The sequence below is a fragment of the Borborobacter xinjiangensis genome (genome assembly GCF_047739745.1).
GTDB lineage: Bacteria > Pseudomonadota > Alphaproteobacteria > Rhizobiales > Rhizobiaceae > Pseudaminobacter.
In genome coordinates this window covers 1-19,288 of record NZ_JBLLVA010000016.1, presented here as the reverse complement: position 1 = coordinate 19,288, position 19,288 = coordinate 1, and the positions used below count along the sequence as shown (strand labels likewise).

Here is a 19,288-nt window from a genome sequence, read left to right as displayed (position 1 = left end):
CAGCCTCCTATTGCTGTAGAGAATTGATCACGCTGGCAGCGCCGGCAGGATCACTGGTGATGATCATCGAGCGGCTGTCGGCCGAGCTTGCCCCCGCGTTCTCAAGTGCGCATGGTAGCCACCGGCCGCGATCGATCCTCAACCGCTCCAATTCCGCGGGATCACAAGAGAACGGGTTTGGAGAGCCGCTCTTCGGCTGTTGCACCAGCTTGGACGACTGCGATGCCTGAACATTCTGCAACGATAGAAGTTGGGCCAGCAACGTCGTAAAATCCCCCGCCTGAGCGAGGTACTGGTTGGTGACATCGGCGTTGATCCCACGAGCCGACGAGTTCAGCTCCCAGGCGTCCTTGTATTCGGTCACCTGGACAACGTTGCCCGCCAGCGCGTCGATTGCCGCGCCGTTGGCGCCGATCTGCGATGAGCTTGCATCAAGGCCGCCAGCCGCCTTCCTCACCGTGCCCATGGCCGCGTCCTGAGCCGTGCCGCCTGCGCCGTCGGCCGTTACGATCGAGAATGGCGGCGGCGCGGCGGCCGGAGCCTTGCCGCTCGACACATAGTCGTTGAAGTAGCTGTTCCAGCGGCCGACGCCGCCGGCCCATTGGTTCTGCTCGCCTGCGTTCGATCCGTTGTAGAAGGAGGCGAGACAGCTGTAGTTCGTCGCCCCGCATTGCTTCACGCCCATTCCGAGGTATTTGACGCCGCCTTCGACATTTTGCTCGTTCACGTCGCGGTCCAGTCCCATGGACTTGCCGGTGCCCTTGGTCAGCTGCATGACGCCTTTGACGCCGGTGTGGCTCCCGGCGCATGTGTCGAAGCGCGATTCCTGATAGGCGACGGACAGTGCTAGGCCTTCGGGCACGCCGTATTTTTGCGAATAATAGCGGATCATCTTCACGTTGCCCGCGTCGCGCTGCAACGCTTCGGCAGGCGACCGGCGAAACATCTGTGAGCGGTATTTGTTCGAATAGGTGCAGACGACGCTTTTCTTCTTGTCGGTTTCGTCCTTCTTGGCCTCATCCGACTTCGTGCTGTGCTGCTCGTCCTCTTGCCGCTTCTCGAGGTTCGGCCCGTCGATCACCGCGATCTGAGCGACCGCCACGCTCATGCTTTCCGCCGTAGCGAGAGCCATGACCAGACAAGCGCTGCTAAGCCGCTTCGTCATGCTCGTTCTCCCATCCGCAGAAGTATGGCAGCCACATCTCTGGCTCGTCGCCGAAGGTCTCCCGGAGCCGTGCGCATTCCTTGCTGTTGGCTTCGTTCGAGGACAGGACCTTGATGAGATCGGGCATCGCCGACAAATCGAGCTTGGCCACGATCGAGTCGCTGTCGTGCTTGACGAGGAAGGTGCGCGTCTCCTTCGCGGTTCGGCGCACGAACTCGAATTCCTTCGCTGTCAGCGAGAAGCGCTCCATGTAGGATTCTTTGCTCGCCTTCGGGTTGGGGAAGAAAATGTTGGTCTTCGTTTGCTCGATCAGTGACGACGAGATGGAGGAATTGACGACGTCTTCCGCTGTCTGCGTGCCGAAGCCCACCACGCCGTTGCGGCGACGAATGGTCTTCAGTGTCTCGTTGATGAAAGCGGCGAAAACCTCGTCGTCCAGCAGCTTCCAGCCTTCATCGAGGAAGAGCATGATCGGCGAGCCATCAATGACTTCTTCAAGACGGTGGAAGATGTAGAGCAACGCCGCCGAACGCAGCTTTCGGTCACTCAGGATCTTGGTCATATCGAACCCGACAACCGGCTTCGAAAAATCGATGAGATCGACGGGATTGTTGAAAAGCCAGCCTTTGTCCTTCGGGTCGAGCCAGGGCTGTATCCGTGCGGCCAGATCGTTCATGCCGGGCATGAGCGAGCCGCGCAGCACTTCGGGTAGCAGGTCGAAGGTGCGCTGTTCGCGCGGGATCTTGTAGATCATGTCGACGGCGGCGTTGATGACGCGCATCTCCGCCACATCAAGCGTGCCGCCTTCCGGGGTCAGAATGTAGAGGAGCAAATCTTCCAGGAAAGAACGGTTTTCTGCCGTGTCATCAAGCTGCAATGGCGCGAACCCGGTCGGCTGGGAAGGTTCCATCACCTCGTAGCGACCGCCGAGCGCCCGAACGAAAATTTCAGCACCGCGCATATAGTCAAAATAAACACATCGCGGCCGCGGCATGATGCGCATGGCCTGCGCCATCAGGAACGACAGCACCACGGTCTTGCCCGATCCGGTCGGGCCGAACACCGTGAAGTGCCCGACATCGTGAACGTGGAAATTGAAATAGTATGCCGTCTGGCTGGTCGTTTCGAGCAAAGCGATGGGCCGTTTCCAGTGCAGCCGCTCACGTTGGCCGGAGGGGAAATTGTGTCCAGAGAAAAGGCCGGCGAAGTTAAGCGACGAGATCAACGCACGTCGCGCGATGTAGCTGAAATTTCCCGGCAATTGCGCCCAGAAGGCCAGTTCCGTGTTCAGTGTCTCGCGAACCGGCACGATCGACATCCGCGAAAGCTCGGCCGTGATGTCGGATAGCGCACGGTTGAGCCCGGTCATGTCCGGCGCCAAGGCCATGACGCTCATGTGATGTTGCCCGAAGACCACTTCGCCGCCGGCCAGCTTGTCGGCGCCGTCGTGGACGGAGTCCTCGACCGTCGTGCCCGCCTCGTCTGAACCCTCGACCTGGTTGGCGATGGTGTTGATCCTGCGCATCGCCGTTACACGGTCCTCGATCGCGAAACTCTGCGTCAGGACAAACTCATGTGGCAGGCGCAAGAGACCGTCCAATGAGCCCGGAGCTGTGAACGGTGGGTATTCCTTGATCGACACCATGGCGCCGAGCTTGCCTGCGTCCGGCCCGCGAAGTTCCAGCGCGGATTTGCCGAAAAACAGCTGTCGTGTCGCCAGCACATCGCCAAGGCTCATGCGCGGCAAAGGCATTTCCACGTCGACGCCGCCGGCGAGGATCTTCGCCAAGAATTCCGCCGGCTCGGAAAAGAAGCTTTCGCGGCGCTTCACGACGCCGAGAAGACGCGCACCATAAGCCGTGAAATCCTTGACGACGCCGTCGAGAACGTCACGCAATTCGGCCATCGCCTCTTCGCGGGTTTCCTCGCCCGCGGTACTTATGCGAAACGCATTGAGCGCCTTGTCCACCCAGCCGACGCGGCCGACCATCGGTCGGCGTATGACAGTCAGATACGCCTCGTTGACGAAAAGGTTTTTCGCCCCAAGCTCATCCATGTAGCGGGCGTCGAGCTCGGCCACGAAAGGATTGTCAAAGTCGCCTTCGATCTCAGGCGTCACGTGGCGGCGGATGATCGTCGTGTAGACCGCAAAGCGAGACGTCGAGAGATTGCGGAACGTCGTGTTGCGGTTGAACATTCGGCTGTTCAGCTCGGCCTGGTCCATCGTCTGGAACGGCAGGCCACTAAGCTGGATGACGCCGACAAGAAAGCCGCTCTTCGTCACGATCAGATTGTCATCGGCATGGCGAAGGTAAGGGATGTGCATCGCCGCGGGCTTTTCGCGGCGGCGCTCACGGCCAAATTTCAGGTCGGCATCGAGGCTCATGGCGAATAGCTCCTCGCCCCCCAGAAAGTAAGGTTCGCCACCGCTCCGCGTTTGGAGACGCGCCGCTCGAAAATATGAAACATGTAGGGGTCGCGCTGGCACAGATATGCGCTGACCAGATGCACTACGCCGAACACGCCAAGGCCGAGCATGAAGCTGCTCGTGGCGATAAAACCGATCACCGCCAGGATGCCGTTCAGGGCAAAAACCTCATATCGCACCCCCCATTTCATCGGGGGGCGTGTCAGTGGCAGGCTGACCGGCTCGACATAGACTTCCTCGTCGTCCATGTCTCAGCTGCCTCCAGCGGTCGCGCGAACCGCATCCACCAGTTGGGCAGCGCCGAAGATGAGAGCGATGCCAATGATGATGGAAAAAGCCATCATCCACGCCAGCCGGCCCGTCATGGCGAGGAAGCCGAGAAAACAGACCGCGATGATGGCGAATGAGCGCGCGATGTTGCCCTGCAGAACTCCGACGAACCACTCCAGCACGTTTTCGACTGGCGCCGCCGACTGGGCATACGCAGTGGCTGGCGCGAGAGCTATTCCGACCGCCGAGGCCAAGGCCAGTTTCAGGGCAAATTTGCCCGCTTTCCTGTATTCCACACTTGGCTCCTTTCAGTTGCCGAGATCCATGACATGACCATCCTGCCAAGCGTCCTCGCTTGCTGGCGGAGCGGCCGCGAGCGTCTCGGATTTGGTCAGGGCGGACTTCTTCACCACACCGCCGAACTTCCAGCGGTTCAGTATTTTCACGATGTATTCCGCCGTCTCCGGATTCACCGGAATGCCCTGCGCCTTGTAGACGCTGTTGGGCCCGGAGTTGTATGCCGCCAGCATCAGCAGCGGATCCCCGAATTCGTCATAGAGCGACTTCAGGTAGCGAAGGCCAGCCCGGACATTTGCCAGTGTATCGCAACGGTCGCTGACCCCTAGATCGGCCGCCGTGCCTGGCATCAGCTGCATGATTCCCAGGGCTCCGGCTTTTGAGGGACCCTGACTGGAGCCGAGATCGCTTTCGGCCCATGCAATTGTCTCGGCCAGATCGGCGTCGAAGCCTTCCTCTTGCGCGATTGAACGCACAAGTCGGGAGACCTCGGTCCGATTTACGGTCTTACACTCCCCCGGCCTTTGCGCCCCGGCCGCGGCAAGACCTTGCGCCGGCGTTGCAAAGGCGATTGCCACGCGGTCTGATGCCAGGTCCCGGCCGTGCGCTTGCAACGGCAACGTGGCGCCAAAGAGCGTGAGCAGAAGAGCGGATCGAGTGTTCATACTGTCGCCAAAATTTAACACTTTACTATGGCTACACGCAGCCCTAGTAAAGTGTCAACACGATATCGATCACAAGGACGGATTTCGATGAAACAGACGGCCCTTTGCACGGTCTTGCTGCTCCAGGGCACCCTGGCTTATGCTGCTGGCGCCGACGCCCCGAGCGCCTTCGCACAGCCGTCGGAGCACTATCTGCTCCAGTTTGCGAAGCCGGGCGAAAAGGTGTTCGTCTATGAACGCTACGATGGGAAAGGCGCGCTCTTTCAGCGCGACGCGGCCGCTCTCATCGGGCCAGTTAAAGTGCCGTCGGCGACCGAGCGCGTCGTCAACGGCGTGACGTACCGGCTGCGCGGCCTTGCCGCCTGCCCAAAACCGAAGATTGCGTACAAGACGCAGCAGTGGGACTGCACGAAAGCCGCGCAGGACTACGAAGAGGCGATCTACAACGATCGTGCATCCGTCGTGCTTTGCAAAACACTCGTGCTGCAAAGCAGGAAGGGTGAACCCGACGCTGTCTCGTGCTTCTCGCTCGTGGGTGCGGGTAACGCAAACGACCCGTACAACGTCGCCTACGACGACGACGAAATGGTTTTTTTCGACATGGCGGCGATCGGACGCAACAAGGACGGCAAGTCGCTGCGCCCGGATCTCGAGCATTCCGCCGAACTCGGTGGACAGTTCCAGGAATGAAGCGGGCGAGCTTCGCAGTGCTGGCCGCATTTCGGTTGTGTGCATCGGCACAGGCCCAGGATGCATCGGAGTCTGCCGTGCCCCTCGCGGTATCGAAATCAGCTCAACTGCTGACTGGAGATACATGGCGTGACGGAGATCACCTTTTCCGCCTCTATGGCGTCCAGTCATGTCTTCGAGGCACATCAGCCGAAGAGCCAAATGGGAACAAAATCGATTGCGGGAACACCTCGCTGGCGCATCTGGCAGCGCTGTTCGACAGCGCGGCGGTTACGTGCCAGCCAATCGGCCACGCCCTGGACAAGGCGGTTTTTGTCGTGTGCGGTGCGCAGCTCAATGGCGAAACAATTGACGTTGGCACCGCGCTCATAGCGACCGGATATGCGTTTGCCGCAACGACAGCAAAGGGCAAAGCCGTCAATGAGAACTACCTCGTCGCGGAAATCAACGCTAAGATGAAACGTGCGGGTTTGTGGGGCACGACGTTTCAGCATCCTGTGCAGCTGCTGCTAAACAAGCGTTCGGAGAGACAACAATGAAGCACGACGATGATGCGCACAGATATTACTATCCCGTGGAAGGACGCACTGACGGCGCCATCGGCGATGCTGTCGCTCTCATCGCAATCATCTTGGTGCCGGCAGGAATCTATGCGGCCTGGAATACCGTGGCCTCATGGATTTCAGCGCTCTTCTCCTAGGACTGCAGTTTCGCAAAAGAACCGAGCAACGCGCGAAAATCGTCGACATCAACCTCGCACCAGTCGTTCCCCAACAACCGCCGGAAATAAGCTGCCTTCATTTTCATCTCAACGACATCGGCCACCGGCGCAGCGGCGGCGCGCCGACGCGCGATAGCCTCCTCCGCCATGACCGAATCCAATCGCCGGCCGATCAGAGTCGCGTCCGGCCCTTCGGCCCTCAGCCATCGCTTGCCGAGACGTTCAACCATGGCGACTGCATGACGATGCGCCGCGAGCAGATTCGCGACCCCATCGGGCTCTTCCATCACTCCGTTGTTACAGACCACTTGAATGGGCATCGACCGGCTCCACGCGCATGACAATTCGTAAATGATACCTGGGGAGGCGAGAAAAATAGGGATGGGTTCATCCTCTGCTTCTCGGGCTCCCGAAGCCCTGGCTACCGCTACTTTTCGCTCATGCGGTCACACTACCCTGCCACCAGACAAACGTTTCAGATTGTAGTCGAAATTGCCCTTGGCCGGCGGTTTGCGAAACATTTCCCACGCAGCAACCGCGTTCAGCCTCTCCAGCGGGACACCCGTCATCCGATCTTCTCCCTTGCCGGCCAAAATCGAGTTGATAAAAACGTTGATTGAGGACGAAGGCACGATAGGATACGAAGCCTAGCGAAACGGAACGAAACTAGAGCCTATAAGTTGTTGTTTAGGAACGGAAAGTTATTTCTCCCTCCGCCGAGAGACGGGAGTGATTTCAAAGAATTATTCAAACGACTGGCGGCGGCGGGTGCGGGTCGACTGTTGGCCAAAGACGGGTTTCCTGCTGGCCCATGGACGCCCGAGCTCCTTGCAGAGGCGATTTCACTGATTGATTCCAACCGGGTTGGGGTCGATCTGCGAACGGTGCAGCTTTGGTTTCAAGAGAACGAGAAGGGAATTAGCATTGCCAACATTCGTTGGCTGGCCAGGATTTTTGGATGCGATGATCCGGTCGCAACTAGCGAATGGCAGATTGAGCTTAGTGAGGCGCAATCGCGGTTATCGGCCAAGAGACGAGAATGGAGGAGGGCCGGAAGCAGCGTTGCACAGGAGATTCCAGGTACGGCACCGACTGCGCCCTTCGACGACGAGACAGACTCCCCGGTAGAGCTGACACTGGATACTGACCCCAAGGGGCCGAGCCGGCGTTTTAGTTTGGCGAGGAAATCGGAGGCGTTTTTTAGTCGCGGATCTCCCCTGAATTTACCGACGTCGGTGTTTGCGGGCGTCACCGCTCTTGGGTTTTTGTCGTATCTTACGGGGATTCACAGCGTGACGTATGACCGGGCGGATGGCGTCGTCAAGCAGGTTGGGTTTCTTTGGACGGCGAATTGGACATTCGTCTTCATGGTATTTTTGCCACTGTTTTTTGCCTTCGTGACCGAGCTGGTGACCTTTTGGAAAGACGAAGGCCGCCCAAAGCTTGTAGCGCAGGGCGACAAGATGAAAAGCGATGATGCCTGGGCTCGCACCGTACAAGCTTCTTCGTATTCATATTGGGCGGTTTTTTTGATTTGTGTGGTGTTCGCCGGTCTTTTTCAGTGGATCGGCGTGTCTTTAATCCCGTTGCTCAAAGGTGGTGGCAACTATGCGACGGATTGGGGCTCGTTAGCGATTGTGCGCCCTGAGGTTATATCGGTGCCGGAAGCAATCGTTTTCACGGGGCTCGCTTACCTGTATATGTGCCTCTGTTTTTATCTGTTCTTCGTAGGCCTCATTTTGCTTTATACGGTGATCCATGATCTTTGGAGAATTGGAGAAGCAGCGAGTAATCGGCCGGAGGTGGATTATCAACACGAGCTCCATGAAGCCAGCCTCAGGGTTATGCGTGCGATTTTTCGGTGTACTGTTTTGGGGCTTCTGATCGCCATAGTAATGAAGCTCCAGAGTGCTTACCTGACATCGCGTGGAGAGAATATTGTGTCTTGGTTGGTCGGCGATATGTCTTCCGCCGTTTATGAGCGCAATGATGTGAGCGCCGGGATCATCTACCGTAGGCCGACCCATTACAGTAGCCTTCTTATCGCTATTTCGACCTGTGTTGTATTTCTGTACGGCTCCATCCGTTTAGGTGTCGAGCGTCGGTTTTGTATGTATTTGTGGAGGATGTCAGTGATCGTAGCGTTACTCGTGGCTAGCTATTTGCTGATCGATGCATTTTCTGGCTTTTCGATCCTTCTGGGCGTTGGAGTGCTGTTCGCAATATACGGCCTGTTTGATCCAGGGTTGGGGCGAGGGCAAGCGAGTAAGTTAGGAAACAATCAGAGTGTATCATAGTTGGCTTGATCGTTGGGATGAGCGGCGGGCGCGACGCGGTGAGGAAGGGAAGAAACCAACGGATTTCGCCCTTGACGCGGAACGCGCCTTTCCAGGTGCGAAGAAGATAAAAAGTATCGAGGAATTCTGTGCCCTTGCGGACCAGGCCGTAGCTGATCCAGCCTTTTTCGATGACCCGAATGTGAGTGATCAGGGGTTTGAAAAGCTAGATGGGTGGCTCAAATTTCCATCGGACATTTCTACTGATATCGAACAGAACAATGTCGTCTCGGCGAAAATCACAGAAAGCCGGTCGTTCGATCAGGCGTTGGTGATTTTTCACCATTGGAATGCAAGCTCCCGGAATCGTCAGATTGCCAATTTTTTCTCGCAGCGTGGCATCACGGTTGTCGAGATTGCTATGCCTTATCACTTCGAACGCAGCCGTCCCGGCTCCGTGCACGCCGACTATATGCTTAGCCCTAATCTCGGTCGAACGATCCAATCTGTAAGGCAGGCAGTGTTGGATGGGCGAAAACTCATACGTTGGTTGAAGATCGAAGGCTATCGAGAGATTTCGGTTCTCGGTATGAGCTTAGGCTCCTGGGTTGCGGGGATGGTCGCGGCGCACGACTCGGCTGTGTCAAAAGCCTCGTTGTTTCTGACGGCCGGGAGTCTAGCGGATATGGTTTGGACGGGTCGCGCGACACGATTGATACGTGATAGCCTTGAGCCTGAGATTGAGCTGACCGATCTCAGAAGGGCCTGGGGTCCACTTAACTTGGAGAATTACGCACATAGTTTGGCGCGGCCTGATCTCGATCTTCATGTCGTGTTGGCTAAGAGAGACAAAGTGGTGTTGCCAGAGCTATCGGAGAGGTTCATGCAGAGGCTGAAGGACGCCGGAGCTAGGCCAAATATTTTGAAATTAAACTGTGGTCACTATTCGCTCGCCATGTCGCCTTACATTTTATTGGCCGGTTTGAGCTTGAAACGGTTTCTGTCGCGTGCTGACAAGTCGGCCCGGCGAGCATGAGTTTGGCTTTGGCCGGTCGTCATCTTGTCAAAGTCCTGTTATCATTCCCGCCGCTAACAGCCGACGCTGACAGCAGCGGCCCGACAGCCGCGGCGGGGGGCGCTAGTCGGCCGCCGGGCCTGACCGGCAGGGCAAAGGAGCGACGCCGGCGCTGGGCGAATTATGGCCCTTTAGGAACACTCGTGGGGGGCGAGGTGTCGGCTCTGCCAGGCGGGTTCTTTTCGGAAAAGAGGAAGGTCGCCGGATCAAGTTTCAACGCCTTGGCGATCGCCGCAATCGTGTCCACGCTGATATTGCCACTCGCGCGTTCGAGTTTCATGTATGTCGCCTCCGCTACGCCGATGAGCTCGGCCATCTCATAGCGGTGCAAATTACGTCGTTGTCGCTCAAAATCGATGATGTGCGCCAGCCGCTTGCGGATCGCATTGTCGTCCAACCGATGCGCCCGATCCGGAACTTTCTTACTGCCGGCGAGCAGTCCTGCGAAAGACACTTGCAAGCCGTTTGCCATGATCTGTAGCGTCGTCAATGTGACATTATTTTTCTGACGCACAGTCTGAATGTAGGTTCGATAGGCCAGTTTTTCGCCCTCGGCGGTCCGAAACAGTTCGGCCATGTGCATATGGGATAGGCCGCGTCTGGCTCTCTCCCGCTCAAGCGTCAATGCAATGTTGGCGCGCAACGGGTTGTTGACCACGCCTCCGTCGTCTCGTTTCATAAATCGATGTAGTCGCACAAACCTGCCTTTTCGACCTGTCCTTTTTCGCGCGGATCATCCATAGTAAACTGTCAAATCTGCAGCGAGGAAAGGCTATGACCATACTCAAATACCTACTAGGGGGTGCCGTCGCCATCGCGGGCGCCTCAGCTCTTCCATCCCAATCGAAAGCGTCGGAATGGGGCTGTCAGGTCCTCCTATGTCTTTCCGGCGACTGGCAAGGCACCCCCTCGTGCCACCCGCCAATTTACAAGTTGATTGCGGCGATGGAAGCCCCGGGTTTTAATTGGCCGACCTGCCCGCAAGCCAACTCCAGCGCGGCGAGATTTGAGAAGTATGAGGATTGTCCGTCTGGCTGGCAAGCAGTTGGCAATTCCGAATCCGATCGGCCGGGCTTAGGTCAAGAACGGAACATCTGCCGCATCGCGGCCGATAGGCTCTCCTTGCCCGTTGTTTTCAAAAACAACGCCCTCGGCGGGTATCATGGAGACGGATCCCGTTCGTTCCTAATCGAAATCGACGGTAAGGTGGTTGCGGCAACAATCCAGACCGCGGGAAACGATCGAGGGCATTCCCTTGGTAATGGCCCCACCTACTTCACCATCCCTCGACCGATGCGCGGAAAGCACTGGTTCATCGAGTATGATGACACGAACGGCGTGCGCCAGAAAAGCTGGTTCAATCTCAACATGCCCTAAGCCAGGCGATCGAGCAGGACGAGGCAATATCACGGTCACAATTCTGGGAGGTTTGTAGTGTTTAAGGTACTTCTCCTGTCCACTGTGATTTTGAACACAGGCGCTGTGTTGATGGCGGCTGGTCAGAGCGACAAGCCGCGATCAAACGTGGACAATCCTATGTGGCCCGCTTCACTGAAATGGGACTGCAAGACCGCTGCCAAAATCGTGTGTGAGCGTGATGGCAGTTGCTCAGTGACTGAGGACCACACTCGATTTGTGCTGAACTACGGCAGCAACGAAGCTGAGTTTCAGGCCAGCAATGTCAGGATCAAACGCCACTATCAGCAGACCGTGCAGGGGAGCCCTTTGCAGCAGGAAGTTAAAGTTGAACTGGCCGACAATCGCGTTCTTTGGTTGACGGCCGTGGATGCCAGCCGCACTTATTCGCAAGCGTGGGTCGGCGCACTGAGCGAATTGAAGGGTGGCGCGGTACTGATGGAATCCGAGGGGGTCTATTGCATGCCCCACAAGTGAGCGCGCCGAGAGGGGAGGCGGGCGAAGGCCGATATGGTCCCACTTGGGACGCCGGCGGTGCAGAAGTCCCCCGTCCAGTTTTAATGGGACGGTGAGGGGGGTGTTAATAATATCGTTCTGTCGAACCGACAATGAGAGTAACCCTTACTGCTAAAGCACTGATCGGTTGCGTCTCGGAGATAAATAATACTTGCAATCTCCATTCATACGTTGTAATATTAAGAAATATTTACTTCGACTGGTGAAGATCGCGTAAGATATATTATGGAACCGCTATTTGTACGGTCATCTTAGATAATGAACTCGAGCTGCATTTATGAGGCGCAAATTCCGTGATGGTTCTGCAAAGCCTTCGCTTCAATTTCGAGGCAGCGCATGGCCGCCTTGTAGAGATGGCACAGGCTACTGGCATCGCTGCTGACGGGGACGAACATCCGGCGCGCCTGCTTATCGCGAGGATCGAACAACTGGCCGACAGTCTTGGAACACCCAAAACCCTTTCGGCGATCGGCCTGCCGGAAGGCCAGTTCGAGCAAATCGCCCAAGATGTGCTGGGCGATCCTCAAACGTATTGGAATCCCCGCCCAGCGAGAAAAAACGAGATCGTCGCCTGGCTCAAATCAGCTTGGTAGGATTAATCTGAATATGCCTAGAGACATCATGACGTCCGGCGCGGTGATCCCGCTTGCCCTGCGAAAAGAGCGGCTTTCGGCTTGCTGGCCGGAGGGTTTCGGGCCTGTCGCTTCCCTTTGGATCGATGGCGCGTGGCGGCCATCCTCCTCCGGCACGACGATGCCGTGCATCGACCCAACTGTTGGCGAAGCCTTGATCGATGTACGGTTGCGTCGACGCAAGATCTTGAAATCGCCGTCGAAGCGGCACGGCGTGCGCAACAGGCATGGTGGTTATCCGATGACCAAGACCGGGCCCGAATACTGCGCAGGATCGCCGATGAGATCAGGCTGCATGCGAACGCGCTCGGCACGCTGGACACGCTGGATTCAGGACGGCCCATTCGTGACACGGCCACGCGTGACGTTGAACGGGCCGCGCGAATTTTTGAGTTCTTTGCCGGAACCACCGACCGTTTGCGAGGCGCTGTTGTTCCTGTTCAGCCCAGCCGCACCAACCTAGTCGAATATGAGCCGATAGGCATAGTCGGTGCGATAACGCCGTGGAACTACCCGCTGACCAACGCCATAGGCAAAATCGCGCCGGCTTTGGCCACCGGCAATGCGGTCATCCTGAAGCCGGCTGAAGCCTCGCCGCTGTCGGCTTTGCTTCTAGCCTGGATCGCGCACAAAGCGGGACTGCCCGCTGGATTGCTGAATGTACTCAACGGCAGCGGCGCCACCATAGGTGAAATGATCGTGCGCCATCCAGATATCGGCAAGATCACGTTCACAGGCTCCACTCCCACCGGCCGCCACATCGGCTCCATAACTGGCGATCTGCTCAAGTCTGTTACCCTCGAACTTGGAGGAAAGACCGGCTTCATCCTTTTCGCCGATGCCGATCTTGATCGTGCTGCCGATGCCCTCGTCTTCTCGGCATTCAACAATGCGGGGCAGACCTGCACCGCCGGCTCGCGACCCCTCGTCGAGGCTTCAATAGCCAAGGATTTTGTCGACAGGATCGCCAGCCGCCTGAACGACATCGTCATCGGGGACCCGCTCGACCTCGAGACCAGGATCGGACCGGTCATATCGGCTCGCCACCGCAACATGATCCTTGCCCATCTGGCGGGGCCATCCACGACGGGACTGAAACGCTTGGAACTTCCGTCAAGATCGCTTCCCGAGGCTGGATTTTATGTCAGCCCATCAATCTTCCTCGATGTGAGCCCGACTGCTGCGATCGCACAAGAAGAGGTGTTTGGTCCCATGATAACCGTGACCTCGTTCACCAGCGATGACGAAGCCATTGAGATGGCCAACGCGACCCGCCACGGCCTCGCGACGACGGTGTGGACAAGCAGCTTTCAGCGCGCGCGCCGCGTATCGCGCGAGGCCCGCTCGGGCCTGGTGTGGATCAACACAGCGCACAGCCTTCATCCCGGCTCGCCTTATGGTGGCTACAAGCAAAGCGGTGTTGGAGTGGAGATGGGCCAGGAAGCCGTTCAGCAGCACATGAAAATCAAAAGTGTGTGGATGGAAGACAATGTCTGGCAAAGCCCGTGGGGCTAAAGAGCACTCGGCTGTGAGCAAGGCGTTTCTTGCAACATCGCCAAGCAAGTGGCTGGTCCACCGCCTTCGACGCGAAGCCAATTGCCTGTCCTCCTGGCTGACGAGGACGCGTCGCGAGTTTCACGCTCATCCCGAGTTGGGCTGGCGCGAGATCGAAACCACTCGTCGCATCGCGGCGGAACCTACGGCTCTCGGATACAAGGTCGTGGTCGGCGCCGAGATGTTTGGTGGAGCGGCAAGACTTGGCATGAGCAGCCAGCCCGTGCCCGGTGAAGGGGACACTGGCTGCATCGCCGTCTTCGACAGCAACGGGGGGATGAGCGTCGGGATGAACTTCTTGCCGCCGACCCAGGCATCGATGATGTCTGACCATTCCTGCATCATGTGGCGGCGTTGCATCTCATATTCGGCCTTGTTGTAGACACCACGCGACGAGCGCCCATCCTCATGCGCCAGGCACTTTTCGATCCAATCGCTGTTGAAGCCAAGTTCATTCAACAGGGTCGAGCCCGTTCGCCGCAGGTCATGAACCGTAAACGGCTCCAGAGGTAGCCCTACCGCCCTCGCCCGTTCGACAACTGCGTAAGTGATCCGATTAAACGTGGCGCGCGACATCGGAGCATCCGCATCGTACCGCGATGGAAGAAGGTATCTGGAATTTCCTGCACAGGTCTTCAGGGCGATCATGATGTCGCGCACCTGGCGTGACAGGTAGACGTTATGCGCCTTCGATCGCTTCATACGTTCCTTCAGGATCGTCCAGACCGCATTCTCGAAATCGACCTCGTCCCATACCGCGTCCTGCAACTCGCTCTTGCGCACCATCGTGAGCAGGTAAAGCTGCATTCCCAAACGGATCGTGGGAAGTGTGGCGACGTGTTCCAGCTGCTTCAGCATCACGCGAATTTCCGAGGGCGAAAGCGAGCGGTCCTTTGGCACGAAAGTACCAATTGACGCGGGCCCAACTTCATCAGCCGGATTGGCCACCTTCTCCCCGTGCAGGATCGCGAAGCAGTAAATCTGCTTCAAGATTTTTCTTACGTGGATAGCGGTCGCAGGAGCACCACGTTCAACTATCGCGCCACAGTGGGCCCTAAGATCGTCCGGAGTGATCTCCGTCAGGAGGTGATTGCGCCAGGCCGGAAGAAGCTCCCGCACGAAGATGGAGCGCCGCATAGCGCGTGTGCTGTCGGCCATCGGCGCGGCTGTGAGCCATTTCTCCCCGAACTCGCCAAAACTCTTTGCCTCTTTCAGGCGGCGCTTGTCACGCTGCTTCTCGATCGCGAGATACCGTCTCTCCCATATCTGCCTAGGTAGACCGTCTCGCGACGTCCATTGAGCATGTAGTCAAGCCGAAACGAGATCGCACCACTGGGCATGACGCGGACATACATGCCGTCACGGTCAGCAAGTTTGTAGGTTTCTCTGTTGGTTTCAGTGCTTTAAGGGCGGTGTCCGTCAACATTCCTGTTTGTTTCATGGAAAGTACCGTCAGTACAATTTTGAGGCTTCTCGGCTGTAAATTCGTTTTTTCTTCAATGCCTTAAGGCATAAAAAAGTACCGTCAAAGCCTCATTGGATCCGACGGTTCGAAAAATTCGAGCGAGCAATATGGGGAAGGGCCGTCAACCGGTCCGTCAGATCCAATCTCTGCGCACCGATTGCCGCTGATTGTCTCTGAATGGATTTATATTTGTTATCAGATGGTTACGGCGAACAGTGGCATATTTTCGGTGGCGATTGGGTAGGCCTGAATCATTCCCATGAAACATTCGCAGGTCTTGCTGGCCTTGATGGCGTCTCTGAACGCCGCGCCGGTGCTTGCAGTCATCGTCGCCGCGGTGCTGGCAATTGCGTCGTCGTCCAGCCTCGCGGTTGTCCTTCTCGCGTGTCAATGGCCGCCAGCGGGACTGTGGGACCGGGTCTTGGCATCGCTCTTGTACTTGGCGCCAATCTGGGAGGAGCGATACCGCCGGTGATTGCCACCTATGGGCAGGGGGCCTTTCGCTCGACGGGTCACTGTCGGCAATCTCCTCGTCCGCCTGATCGGCAGCGGGATTGTACTACCCTTCTCCGAACAGGCGACTTCCGCCCTCCTGACCATTAGCAACAACCCCGCCCAACTCGTCGTCGATGCCCACATCGCCTTCAATCTAATCCTCGCTGCGGTAGTGTTGCCGTTGCTTAGCCCGTTTTGCTTGCTCATGCGCCGCATCTTGCCCGAAGCCGTATTGCCTGACCACGGTACGTGCCATCTCGATGCCGGCATCTTGGACAAGCCGACCATGGCGCCTGCGGCTGCGGCACGAGAAACACTGCGAATTGGCGATTGCGTGGCTTCTATGCTGGAGACCAATCTCGAAGCGCTGCGAAAGAACGACACCAAGCGAAGCGCCGCCTTGGACGACGAGGTCGATCGTCTGAACAGCGCTGTAAAGCTCTATCTTGCCAAGCTCAATCGCACGGCACTTGCCAGCAAGGACCAACAGCGGTCGGCCGAGATCATCTCATACGCCATCAACCTTGAGCATGTCGGCGACATTGTTGACCGGAATCTTCGTCAATTGGTCGAGAAGAAGATCTGCACCCTGCCGACTAATTCGAGGCCTTCAGTAAGCTTCACGACGAACGCGGATGGGGTGCGAAGGAAATCGCCGCTCGCTTCGGCATTACCGCGCATGTCGTGCGGCAGCGCCTGCGGTTGGGCGCGGTCAGCCTCAGGCTGATACAGGTCTACCGCGACGGTGACCAGGAAGCGCCCGAGACAGGTCCAGGACGGTGCAGTCATGTTCACGGCGCGGATGATGCTCGATCGTAGTGATTATCGCATCTGCGGAAGGGCCATAGGGCGAAAGCATACGCCGGGCTTTGACGATGCGACTTAAGGGGACATCGCAGTTCGCACCTAGAAAAACGGATTGGTCTCACTACGTCCGGGTACACACTCCAGTCTTCATCGATGGGCGGCTTTCGGCTGGAGTATCGATGGTTGACATGATGGAGGAAATGGAATCGGCGGCCTTGGCGGTCTGATATGAGGCGCATTGCGGTCCGGCAGCTTTCAGCAGACAGCGCAATGATGGCTTCGGCGGGCACGGATGGGCTACAGGGCTAGCCCGCGTGTTTGCTGAAAGGCATGATGGAGAGTGCGGCGCGATACCATTAGTGCACCGGCCGATCGATCTCCACTTCATCGAGTGCCCGCGGCTGCACCGCGGGCACCCTTTCAATTGGTCAATCCGTCAGAACGAACGCTGGAAGCGGACGATGCCGCCGATGCCGTCCTTCTTGTTAGCCTTGGTCCAGTTGCCATAGAGGGAGCCGTTGCCGAAATTACCGTAGTGATCCCAGTCGACTTCGGTCGTGACCGTGAAGCCCGGGACGATGGTGTAGGCGACGTTCGCCGCAAGAGCGATGTTCTTGTCGTCGTCAGCCGAAGCCTGGACGTTGAACGAGGTCCTGTCGTTGAACTTGTAGGTGCCGCCGCCCCAGACAGCCCAGTTGCCCCCCCACGGCTTGTATTGGCTACGGCCGTGAGCGTTGATGGCGTTGCTGGGGTCTGTTAGGTTGTCATCAGTGCCATAGCCGCCCATGACGAACAACGACAACTCCTTGGTAACGTTGACGTCCAGGCGAACCTTGCCGGTCACTTCCTCATAGTTGCTATCATACGCGACGACACCGGTGACCGCACCCCAGTCGGCCTTGTACTTCAAGCCGCCGACGACATGCGGAATATAGCTGTCGATCGTGTTTGCGCCGGTGCCTTCTTCTAGCGAGACAACGCCCGTGAACCCGCTACCGGCATCGAAGTAGTAGCTGATAAGATTGGTGTCCCTGATGCCATACGGGATGATCGTGTCCTGGACGACATTGCCGGCATAACCGATGAACGTATCATAGGCCGTTTCGTCCTTACCGACGCGCACACCACCAAGCTGGATCCAGGCAAAGTTGAGGGTGACGCTCTTGTTGGCGGCCTGCCAGCCGTTGTTGGCTGGAGTCTGGACGTCATAATCGCCAGAGGAGTTGCCGAATTGAAAGCGGGTCTCGGTGTAGGTCTTTAACGTGCCGAGGTCGGTTTCTTGGCCGGTCCAGGTCTTCAGTGTGAAGCGGGTGTTCTTGTAGTAGGTCGAGTGGTCCTCACCGGCATCCATGTGATCCGGAACGTGGTTGACGCCATCGAACGTGCCAGAGTCACCGACGCCCATGTCGTAACGGATGTAGCCGCCAATGCGCAAACAGGTCTCGGTGCCGGGAATATAGAAGTACCCCGCGCCATAGACATCGCAGATCTTGACGTATTCGGCCGGTTCCGGTTCGGCGGCAACGACAGCGTCGGCAGCGCGCGCACCGGAAACTGCGACCAAAGCCGCAGCGGAGCCGAAAAGAAGGCTCTTGATGTTCATTTTTGATCTCCACTCAAAAGATTAAAAAAAGGGTCAGGACATTTTTGCAGATGAGCAGCATCCCCTTCCCGTCCCCACGACCGAGAACGTAACGCATCGCGCTACCTTCTCGCATTTTTAAAATACGAGAGATGGAGAACAATTAAAACACAATTTGGACGATCTTCGAATACGGAATGTATTCCGTTGCTTATATATCACAACTTTACAATATACATGATACATCCTAGACAAATTATACAGTCTGTACAAACTGCACGGACTGCACAATATACTTATCATCGGATTCTATATCCGCGATATTACTCCAATATATTTTGACTCTGCAGGCGAATCTGCCGCCCAACCGATTGTCAGTGCGATTTTGCCGTACTTTCGTCAAAGCAGCCCTACCGCTTGGAGAAGGCTCGTGCGGCTGAAATGACATCCGCTACCAGGTCCTGTCTAAGCATTTCGACGGGAACTCGACCATTAAGAAGAGCCGATGGGCGGCTCAGCCAGAGCCACGCCAACCTGGGATTGGCGATCGAGGAGAGCACTTCCCGCAGTCCGGGAACAGGTCTTCCATCGACAAATTGGGCCAAGGGAAATACATGCTTGCGGGAGCCTTTTCGCAAAGCGACGACGTCGTTGCGACGCTGCCACCAATACAATGTCGATCGCGGTATGCGGAGGGTTTTTTCCAGATAGGTTGACCCGACGACTCGTCCGGCCCACTCTTCGATACCTACAGATGCGACAGTGCCCTCGCTATCGCGAGCATGCGGATCATGGGGTTCGTGCGCGCTTTCGTTTCGTGTCTCAAGACAGGGCACTTCATCGTTTTCGAGACCGCCGCTGAAACGGCGTGCCGCCTCAGCCGCGAGCGTGTGCAAAAATTCCGACGCCAAACCCGCCAAGTCACTATGAATGGCAACGCTGCCAGTCGAGATCAAACCATTCGTTTTTACGACCTGGTTGTACTGAGCCAGCACTCGTTCGACTTCCTTCGCGATGAAGCTTTCAAACTCATCCCGGTGAATTCCATTTGCAAAGTCCAAAGACTTAGTCATTTCGTGGCCCCCAAAGTCCTGAAATGCATGGGCAACGGCGCCTGTTGGCACCACGTGCGTGCTCTGCTGATCTAGTCCTCCGTTGCGCGTTCTTGTACCTGGCCTTCCCCCTGAGAACGGGTCCATTTTGAGAGTTAGAGTTTCGGCTATTTTGAGCTTTG

Annotated in this window: 20 protein-coding genes and 2 pseudogenes; 10 read left to right on the top strand and 12 right to left on the bottom strand. The window is 57.2% G+C overall.

All coding sequences use genetic code 11. The features are described 5' to 3' along the window. Positions 1-7: 7 nt before the first annotated feature. Genes ACLKMW_RS16780 through ACLKMW_RS16760 form a run of 5 tightly spaced genes read right to left on the bottom strand, consistent with a single transcriptional unit; the run spans position 8 to position 4,825 of the window. Positions 8-1,165, bottom strand: coding sequence for a transglycosylase SLT domain-containing protein (locus tag ACLKMW_RS16780; protein ID WP_415725637.1), 1,158 nt, complete (start codon positions 1,163-1,165; stop codon positions 8-10). Next, entirely contained in the window at positions 1,149-3,551 is a 2,403-nt protein-coding gene (locus ACLKMW_RS16775) for a VirB4 family type IV secretion system protein (RefSeq protein ID WP_352442695.1), read from the bottom strand. The genes ACLKMW_RS16780 and ACLKMW_RS16775 overlap by 17 nt, the downstream gene beginning before the upstream one ends. After that, positions 3,548-3,841 (bottom strand): VirB3 family type IV secretion system protein, encoded by a 294-nt coding sequence (locus ACLKMW_RS16770; protein WP_023720449.1) that lies wholly within the window; start codon positions 3,839-3,841, stop codon positions 3,548-3,550. The genes ACLKMW_RS16775 and ACLKMW_RS16770 overlap by 4 nt, the downstream gene beginning before the upstream one ends. Before the next feature lie 3 nt (positions 3,842-3,844). Continuing rightward, positions 3,845-4,159, bottom strand: a complete 315-nt coding sequence (locus ACLKMW_RS16765) for a TrbC/VirB2 family type IV secretion system protein (RefSeq protein ID WP_023720448.1) — start codon at positions 4,157-4,159, stop codon at positions 3,845-3,847. 12 nt (positions 4,160-4,171) lie between these two features. Further along, positions 4,172-4,825, bottom strand: a complete 654-nt coding sequence (locus tag ACLKMW_RS16760) for a lytic transglycosylase domain-containing protein (protein ID WP_415725636.1) — start codon at positions 4,823-4,825, stop codon at positions 4,172-4,174. Positions 4,826-4,912: 87 nt separating this feature from the next. Here ACLKMW_RS16760 and ACLKMW_RS16755 point away from each other — a divergent pair, with 87 nt between their 5' ends. Genes ACLKMW_RS16755 through ACLKMW_RS16745 form a run of 3 tightly spaced genes read left to right on the top strand, consistent with a single transcriptional unit; the run spans position 4,913 to position 6,215 of the window. Beyond that, entirely contained in the window at positions 4,913-5,515 is a 603-nt protein-coding gene (locus ACLKMW_RS16755; protein WP_352656906.1) for a hypothetical protein, read from the top strand. Further along, positions 5,512-6,054, top strand: a complete 543-nt coding sequence (locus ACLKMW_RS16750) for a thermonuclease family protein (protein WP_352656903.1) — start codon at positions 5,512-5,514, stop codon at positions 6,052-6,054. The genes ACLKMW_RS16755 and ACLKMW_RS16750 overlap by 4 nt, the downstream gene beginning before the upstream one ends. Continuing rightward, the gene (locus tag ACLKMW_RS16745) at positions 6,051-6,215 is read left to right on the top strand and encodes a hypothetical protein (RefSeq protein WP_023774993.1); all 165 of its coding nucleotides are present in this window, start codon (positions 6,051-6,053) and stop codon (positions 6,213-6,215) included. Before ACLKMW_RS16750 ends, ACLKMW_RS16745 begins: the two co-directional genes overlap by 4 nt. Here ACLKMW_RS16745 and ACLKMW_RS16740 read toward each other — a convergent pair. Beyond that, positions 6,212-6,523, bottom strand: coding sequence for a hypothetical protein (locus ACLKMW_RS16740; RefSeq protein WP_415725635.1), 312 nt, complete (start codon positions 6,521-6,523; stop codon positions 6,212-6,214). The genes ACLKMW_RS16745 and ACLKMW_RS16740 overlap by 4 nt on opposite strands. A 159-nt stretch (positions 6,524-6,682) precedes the next feature. After that, a complete protein-coding gene (locus tag ACLKMW_RS16735; protein WP_415725634.1) occupies positions 6,683-6,805 on the bottom strand; it encodes a hypothetical protein in 123 nt (40 codons plus the stop codon). Between the two features lie 114 nt (positions 6,806-6,919). On the opposite strand from ACLKMW_RS16735, the gene ACLKMW_RS16730 reads away from it, so the two are divergent. Both ACLKMW_RS16730 and ACLKMW_RS16725 read left to right on the top strand, forming a co-directional pair. Further along, positions 6,920-8,533, top strand: coding sequence for an RcgA family putative transporter (locus ACLKMW_RS16730; protein ID WP_415725710.1), 1,614 nt, complete (start codon positions 6,920-6,922; stop codon positions 8,531-8,533). Beyond that, complete coding sequence (locus tag ACLKMW_RS16725; protein WP_415725633.1) at positions 8,523-9,548, top strand: RcgR family putative quorum lactone hydrolase; 1,026 nt, start codon at positions 8,523-8,525, stop codon at positions 9,546-9,548. Before ACLKMW_RS16730 ends, ACLKMW_RS16725 begins: the two co-directional genes overlap by 11 nt. Before the next feature lie 160 nt (positions 9,549-9,708). Here the strand turns inward: ACLKMW_RS16725 and ACLKMW_RS16720 are convergent, their stop codons facing one another. Then, positions 9,709-10,245, bottom strand: coding sequence for a helix-turn-helix domain-containing protein (locus tag ACLKMW_RS16720; protein ID WP_415725632.1), 537 nt, complete (start codon positions 10,243-10,245; stop codon positions 9,709-9,711). A gap of 116 nt (positions 10,246-10,361) precedes the next feature. Between ACLKMW_RS16720 and ACLKMW_RS16715 the strand changes: the two genes are divergently transcribed. The 4 genes from ACLKMW_RS16715 (at position 10,362) to ACLKMW_RS16700 (ending at position 13,666) form a co-directional block, all read left to right on the top strand. Then, entirely contained in the window at positions 10,362-10,964 is a 603-nt protein-coding gene (locus tag ACLKMW_RS16715; RefSeq protein ID WP_415725631.1) for a hypothetical protein, read from the top strand. A gap of 57 nt (positions 10,965-11,021) precedes the next feature. Next, complete coding sequence (locus tag ACLKMW_RS16710; protein WP_415725630.1) at positions 11,022-11,480, top strand: hypothetical protein; 459 nt, start codon at positions 11,022-11,024, stop codon at positions 11,478-11,480. 335 nt (positions 11,481-11,815) lie between these two features. After that, positions 11,816-12,112: a dehydroquinate synthase/iron-containing alcohol dehydrogenase family protein gene (locus ACLKMW_RS16705; protein WP_415725709.1), complete on the top strand. Its 297-nt coding sequence runs from the start codon at positions 11,816-11,818 to the stop codon at positions 12,110-12,112. Between the two features lie 132 nt (positions 12,113-12,244). Further along, positions 12,245-13,666, top strand: a complete 1,422-nt coding sequence (locus tag ACLKMW_RS16700) for an aldehyde dehydrogenase family protein (protein WP_415725628.1) — start codon at positions 12,245-12,247, stop codon at positions 13,664-13,666. A 282-nt stretch (positions 13,667-13,948) separates the two neighbouring features. On the opposite strand, the pseudogene ACLKMW_RS16695 reads toward ACLKMW_RS16700, so the two are convergent. Together ACLKMW_RS16695 and ACLKMW_RS16690 are read right to left on the bottom strand one after the other, a co-directional pair. Next, a pseudogene (locus ACLKMW_RS16695) lies at positions 13,949-15,131 on the bottom strand (tyrosine-type recombinase/integrase); the annotation flags it as partial. Between the two features lie 234 nt (positions 15,132-15,365). Beyond that, a complete protein-coding gene (locus ACLKMW_RS16690; protein WP_415725627.1) occupies positions 15,366-15,497 on the bottom strand; it encodes a hypothetical protein in 132 nt (43 codons plus the stop codon). 157 nt (positions 15,498-15,654) lie between these two features. On the opposite strand from ACLKMW_RS16690, the pseudogene ACLKMW_RS16685 reads away from it, so the two are divergent. Then, positions 15,655-16,200: pseudogene (locus ACLKMW_RS16685) on the top strand (Na/Pi cotransporter family protein); the annotation flags it as partial. A gap of 708 nt (positions 16,201-16,908) precedes the next feature. Here the strand turns inward: ACLKMW_RS16685 and ACLKMW_RS16680 are convergent. Beyond that, on the bottom strand, positions 16,909-18,075 hold the full coding sequence (locus tag ACLKMW_RS16680) for a porin (protein WP_415725626.1): 1,167 nt from the start codon (positions 18,073-18,075) through the stop codon (positions 16,909-16,911). Between the two features lie 389 nt (positions 18,076-18,464). Next, on the bottom strand, positions 18,465-19,288 hold an 824-nt coding region (locus tag ACLKMW_RS16675), incomplete at its 5' end, for an antitoxin Xre/MbcA/ParS-like domain-containing protein (RefSeq protein ID WP_458575173.1).

Bases quoted from the DNA above. Each gene is read 5' to 3' on its own strand.
- ACLKMW_RS16780 (WP_415725637.1), bottom strand. From the start codon at position 1,165: ATGACGAAGCGGCTTAGCAGCGCTTGTCTGGTCATGGCTCTCGCTACG.
- ACLKMW_RS16735 (WP_415725634.1), bottom strand. From the start codon at position 6,805: ATGACGGGTGTCCCGCTGGAGAGGCTGAACGCGGTTGCTGCGTGGGAA.
- ACLKMW_RS16680 (WP_415725626.1), bottom strand. From the start codon at position 18,075: ATGAACATCAAGAGCCTTCTTTTCGGCTCCGCTGCGGCTTTGGTCGCA.
- ACLKMW_RS16750 (WP_352656903.1), top strand. From the start codon at position 5,512: ATGAAGCGGGCGAGCTTCGCAGTGCTGGCCGCATTTCGGTTGTGTGCA.
- ACLKMW_RS16690 (WP_415725627.1), bottom strand. From the start codon at position 15,497: ATGACTGCAAGCACCGGCGCGGCGTTCAGAGACGCCATCAAGGCCAGC.
- ACLKMW_RS16740 (WP_415725635.1), bottom strand. From the start codon at position 6,523: ATGGAAGAGCCCGATGGGGTCGCGAATCTGCTCGCGGCGCATCGTCAT.
- ACLKMW_RS16745 (WP_023774993.1), top strand. From the start codon at position 6,051: ATGAAGCACGACGATGATGCGCACAGATATTACTATCCCGTGGAAGGA.
- ACLKMW_RS16770 (WP_023720449.1), bottom strand. From the start codon at position 3,841: ATGGACGACGAGGAAGTCTATGTCGAGCCGGTCAGCCTGCCACTGACA.
- ACLKMW_RS16775 (WP_352442695.1), bottom strand. From the start codon at position 3,551: ATGAGCCTCGATGCCGACCTGAAATTTGGCCGTGAGCGCCGCCGCGAA.
- ACLKMW_RS16755 (WP_352656906.1), top strand. From the start codon at position 4,913: ATGAAACAGACGGCCCTTTGCACGGTCTTGCTGCTCCAGGGCACCCTG.
- ACLKMW_RS16715 (WP_415725631.1), top strand. From the start codon at position 10,362: ATGACCATACTCAAATACCTACTAGGGGGTGCCGTCGCCATCGCGGGC.
- ACLKMW_RS16760 (WP_415725636.1), bottom strand. From the start codon at position 4,825: ATGAACACTCGATCCGCTCTTCTGCTCACGCTCTTTGGCGCCACGTTG.
- ACLKMW_RS16705 (WP_415725709.1), top strand. From the start codon at position 11,816: ATGGTTCTGCAAAGCCTTCGCTTCAATTTCGAGGCAGCGCATGGCCGC.